Raw genomic sequence first — 5,251 nt, forward strand, 5'->3', positions numbered from 1 at the left:
CCGTTTTTTTAAAAAAAAAAAAACACCCCGGGGTGCAACCCCCGCTCCTACCGGGGGGGTTACCTTTCTCCCCGCCTAAAACAGTGCACGCGCGCTTCAAAATAAAGCAAAATGCACACCATCCTTATAAAAATACAACTCGGTATGTGCACTTTGAACACCCATCATTATTACTTCTGCCCGCTTTTATTCAGCATGTTGCCACCTAGTAAAATAGGCCCGGTAATTGCTTTGGCCCAGCCAGGCCACGGACCACGGCCAACCCACTAAAGGCGGAGAAAATCTCATGAGTTCACACGGTGAATTTGCGTTGAGCGAAGCACCCAGCACTGCTCGCAAGGGCCTGCTACCGATTTCGATGGTGTTGTTCAGTTTTACCTTTTTCACCGGCACGATGTTCGCCGGCGGCAAGTTGGGCATGGCGTTCAATTTTGTCGACATGCTGTGGATTGCCGCTATCGGCAATGGTTTGCTGGCCCTGTATGCCGCTGCGCTGGCGCTGATCGCATCGCGCAGCGGGCTGAACACGGTGTTGATGGGGCGCTTTTGCTTTGGCGAGGCCGGTAGCCGTCTTTCGGACTTTATCCTGGGGTTCGCCGAGCTGGGCTGGTACGCCTGGGGCGCGGCGACGGTGGCGATTGTGCTGGTCAAAATGCTCGGCCTGGCCGAGGGCTTTACCGTCCCGCTGATGATCGTGTTTGGCTTTGGCTTCAGCATCACCGCCATCATCGGCTTTAAAGGCCTGGATGTGCTGTCGCGTATTTCAGTGCCGTTGATGCTGGTGCTGATGATTGTCTCGATGGCCCTCGCCACCCAGCACGTCGGCGGCTTCAAGGCGCTGGCAGCGGTAATCCCGCATGAAACCATGACCTTCTCGGCCGCGATCACCATGGTCTTCGGCACCTTCGCCAGCGGCGCCACACAAGCCACCAACTGGACGCGCCTGTCGCGCACCGGGCGCATTGCGGTCATCGCCAGCGTGGTCAGTTTTCTGCTCGGCAACGGCCTGATGGTGGTCGCCGGTGCCTGGTGCGCCATCGTTTACCAACAGGCCGATATCGTTGAAGTAATGATGCTGCAAGGCTTGTCGTTTGCCGCAGTGATTATGCTGTGCCTCAACTTGTGGACCATTCAGGGCCCGACCATCTACAACGTGTCGGCCGCCGCCTGCCACTTGGTGCGCACTGAACGTCGCCGCACGATGACCCTGATTGCCGCCGCCATCGGCGTGGTGCTGGCCATCGGCGGCATGTATGAAATGCTGATTCCGTTTCTGGTGCTGCTCGGCTCGGTGATCCCGCCCATCGGCGGCGTGATCATGGCCGACTTCTGGTATCGCCATCGCGGCAAGTACCCGCAACTGGCCTCGGTCAGCCTGCCACGCTACAACCTGCGGGGTCTGGTGTCGTATGCCGTGGGCGCCGTGCTGGCCTACTCATCGCCCTGGATCGCGCCGCTGGTGGGCATTGCCGCCTCGGCCCTGTGCTACGTGGTGCTGCTTGAGATTGGCAAACACCGCACGCAGGAGGCGGTTTGAGCCTCACCGTTGAAGAAATTCTGGCGCTGCCCGGCCTTGAAGAAATGGCCGTTCGGGCGGGTGCCCGCAACCTGCATCGCACCGTGCGCTGGTCGTACGTGGCCGAGAACGAAGGCATTGGCGAGTGGGTGATGGGCGGCGAGTTGGTGTTTGTCACGGGGATCAACCACCCCCGCGACGAAGCCAACCTGCTGCGCCTGGTGCACGAAGGCGATGCCAGCGGCATCGCCGGGCTGGTGATTCTGACCGGCGAGGCGTTTATCCGGCGCATCCCCCAGGCCGTTGTGGAACTGGCCGAGCACTATGGTTTACCGCTGATTGAGCAGCCGTACCTGCTGAAGATGGTCATCGTCACGCACTTGATCGGCACGGCGCTTGTGCAGATGGCTCAGGCCAAGCGCTCGCGCCATGACATTCTGGCGCAGTTGCTCAGCGGCGATTACCCGAGCCTTGCCACCGCCCGCCAACGTGCCGCGCATTTAAAGCTGCCGCTGGACAGCACGCGACGCCTGGTAGCGCTGCGCCTGTCGGCGGTTGCTACGCTGTTTGACAACCACGCCCCGGATGAAGCCGAGCGCTTGCTGCAACTGATTCGTCAGGCCGTTCAGGACCATCTCGACGCCTGGAGCCGTGCCCTGCCAGATGCGCTGCCAGTGGTGGTGCAAGGCGATCTGTTTATCTTGCTGCTGGCCGAGCACGACAACGTTCGCGCCGACCTGGCCCGCCTCTCTCAGCAGTTGCAACCGGTGATCGGTGACCTGGCGCTGTTTATGGGTCTGGCAAGCAAGGTCGACGCCTGTGAGCACTACCCTCAAGCCCTCAACCAGGCCCGTCAGGCGCTGGACGTTGCCGAGAACCTGCGCCCGGCCACCGGCCTGTGCGACTTCAACGAACTGGGGGTACTGCGCTTGCTGCAGGCCATTGGCGATCGCTCGGTGATCGACCTGTTCGTCAAGCAAACCCTCGGGCGGATGATCGAAAGCCGCCGCAAGCAGCCCAACAGCTTGATCGACACCCTGGACGCCCTGCTCCAGGAAAACGGCAACGCCCTCAAGGCCGCGCAACGTTTAAGCATCCACCGCAACACCCTGAACCAACGGATTCAACGCATCGAGCAGCTCAGCGGGCAATCGCTCGATGATCCACTTTTTAGAATGAATGCTTCGGTCGCCCTGCTGGTATGGCGCATGACCGAAGCCCAACGACAGGACCGACCATGAACATCATCAACGCCACCTTGCGCAAAACCCCAGGCCTGTACACGGTCAGCTGTGAAGGCGAGCGCATCAGCGCCATCACCCTGCAAACCGGCAGCGTCGCGGCACAACCCGGCGATATAGACGCTCAAGGCCAATTGCTGATCGCACCGCTGGTTGAGCCGCATATCCATCTGGACGCAGCGCTCACCGCTGGTCAACCTGAATGGAACCTCAGCGGCACGCTGTTCGAAGGCATCGAGCGTTGGGCCCAGCGCAAAGAAACCATCACCCACGAAGACACCAAGCAGCGCGCCCATACCACCATTCGCATGCTGGCCGAAAACGGCATTCAGCACGTGCGCACCCACGTCGACGTCACCGACCCGACGCTCGCAGCGCTCAAGGCCATGCTCGAAGTGCGCGAAGAAGCGCGCCACCTGATCGACCTGCAAATCGTGGCCTTCCCCCAGGAAGGGATCGAGTCGTATGCCAATGGCCGCGAACTGATGACCCGCGCCGTCGAGATGGGCGCCGACGTGGTGGGCGGGATCCCGCACTTTGAAAACACCCGCGATCAGGGCGTCAGCTCGATCAAGTTTTTGATGGATTTGGCCGAGCGCACCGGTTGCCTGGTGGACGTGCACTGTGACGAAACCGACGACCCGCACTCGCGCTTTCTCGAAGTGCTGGCCGAAGAAGCCCGCGTGCGCGGCATGGGCAGCCGGGTCACGGCCAGCCACACCACCGCCATGGGGTCTTACGACAACGCTTACTGCTCCAAGCTGTTTCGCCTGCTCAAGGCCTCGGGCATCAACTTTGTCTCGTGCCCGACCGAAAGCATCCACTTGCAGGGCCGTTTCGACACCTTCCCCAAACGCCGCGGCGTGACCCGCGTGGCCGAGCTGGACCGCGCCGGCATGAACGTCTGCCTGGGCCAGGACTCGATCAAAGACCCGTGGTACCCGCTGGGCAACGGCAACATCCTGCGCGTGCTGGATGCCGGTTTGCACATCTGCCACATGATGGGCTTTGAAGACCTCAAGCGCTGCCTGGACCTGGTCACCGACAACAGCGCCCGCACCCTCAACCTGGGCGAAGGCTATGGCATTGCCGTCGGCCGTCCGGCCAACCTGGTGATCCTCGACGCAGAAAATGATTACGAAGTGTTGCGCCGCCAGGCCAAGGCTCGTGTATCGATCCGTGCCGGTAAAGTGCTGATGAACCGCATCCCTGAGCGCGTTGAGCTGATCGGCGCCTGATCAAGTCCTGCCAGCCGCCGCCCCGGGGCAGCGGCTGGCGGGTTATCGAGCCCTGCACGTTTACGGCATAATGTGCACCGCTGGACAACCCGACCTTGGGCTAACGCACACTAAAAAGCATGGATGTATGGATTCCTCCCACCTGTTGTACCTGCTGTACGGCGGTAATGCCGTTTACCGCCAAGAAGCCAAACTCAGCATTCTGTCGGCCCTGCGCGAACGACGCGTGCCCGACAGTTTCACCATCACGTTAATGACTGACGAGCCTCAGACCTTTGAAGGCTGGCCCGTCACAGTCATCGCCCTGAGCACCGAGCTACTCACGCAGTGGAAAGGCGCCTACGGCTACACCCATCGCCGCAAAGCCTGCGCCATCGCCGCCGGGGCCAAACTCGCGGACAAAACCATCTTCGTCGACACCGACACGGTGTTTTTCAAAGACCCGGCCCTGCTGTTTGAACGCATCAGCGATCTGCAGTACTTAATGGATGAATTTGAGTGGGAGTGGGCCGAAGCCAAGTTGCGCGCCGACTACGTGGCGTTTTCAGATGAACTGATTGCCAACGGCAAAGCCCCTGCCGACAGCCTCAAGCTGTATAACAGCGGCATTTGCGGCATGACTCGCGCCAATGCCGGGCTGCTGGACAAGGCCATCGCGCTGATCGATGAATGGAACCGGCATTACGCCAAGCTGCACACCATCGAGCAGATCGCCGTGTCCTTTGCCATGGCTGGCACGAACGTGGTGACTGCCAATGACTGCATCCATCACTACTACTCCAAAAAACGCTATCACCACACGATGAACCAAGGGTTCTTCGACCATCACGGTGAACGCTACCACGCCGACCTGCCGACGCTGGCAGCCACGGTGCCGGTGCACTTCCCCAAGCCGTCGTTGCTCGCCAAGGTCAAGGCGCAGCCGCGCCTGATCGCTGTTAACAAAGCGTTCAGGCCAGCGGCCAAGTTGATGATTCAGGGGCAAAAAGTGGCCACGGCGGAGTATCTGCAGCCTTATTGCCGCAAAGCCCTGTGGGTCAGGGCGATTGAGTTGCTGCAGCAAAAGCACGCAACCGCCCGGCAAATCGAGCATTTGATCAAGATCTGCATCGCCCCGGCGCAGCAGGCCGAGTTCAGGGCGTTGCTTAACTAAAACCCTGTAGGAGCGAGCTTGCCTCGCGATCTTTTGATCTTTTAAAAGATCGCGAGGCAAGCTCGCTCCTACGGTTTGCGGGCGGTTATCAGGTCATCTGGAT

Annotated in this window: 5 protein-coding genes; all 5 read left to right on the forward strand. The window is 60.5% G+C overall.

Going from position 1 to position 5,251, the window contains the following annotated elements; all coding sequences use genetic code 11:
- Positions 1-209, forward strand: a 209-nt coding sequence (locus QMX84_RS25755; protein ID WP_282365096.1) for a hypothetical protein, incomplete at its 5' end; no start/stop codon positions are given.
- 77 nt (positions 210-286) lie between these two features.
- Positions 287-1,537: a cytosine permease gene (gene codB / locus QMX84_RS25760; protein WP_262126491.1), complete on the forward strand. Its 1,251-nt coding sequence runs from the start codon at positions 287-289 to the stop codon at positions 1,535-1,537.
- Complete coding sequence (locus tag QMX84_RS25765) at positions 1,534-2,757, forward strand: PucR family transcriptional regulator (protein ID WP_282365097.1); 1,224 nt, start codon at positions 1,534-1,536, stop codon at positions 2,755-2,757. The genes codB and QMX84_RS25765 overlap by 4 nt, the downstream gene beginning before the upstream one ends.
- Positions 2,754-3,995, forward strand: a complete 1,242-nt coding sequence (codA, locus tag QMX84_RS25770; RefSeq protein ID WP_262126489.1) for a cytosine deaminase — start codon at positions 2,754-2,756, stop codon at positions 3,993-3,995. Before QMX84_RS25765 ends, codA begins: the two co-directional genes overlap by 4 nt.
- Positions 3,996-4,122: 127 nt before the next feature.
- Positions 4,123-5,148, forward strand: coding sequence for a hypothetical protein (locus QMX84_RS25775; protein ID WP_282365098.1), 1,026 nt, complete (start codon positions 4,123-4,125; stop codon positions 5,146-5,148).
- Positions 5,149-5,251: the final 103 nt, after the last annotated feature.

Origin of the sequence: Pseudomonas sp. PS01297, assembly GCF_029959305.1 — a bacterium.
GTDB lineage: Bacteria > Pseudomonadota > Gammaproteobacteria > Pseudomonadales > Pseudomonadaceae > Aquipseudomonas > Aquipseudomonas helleri.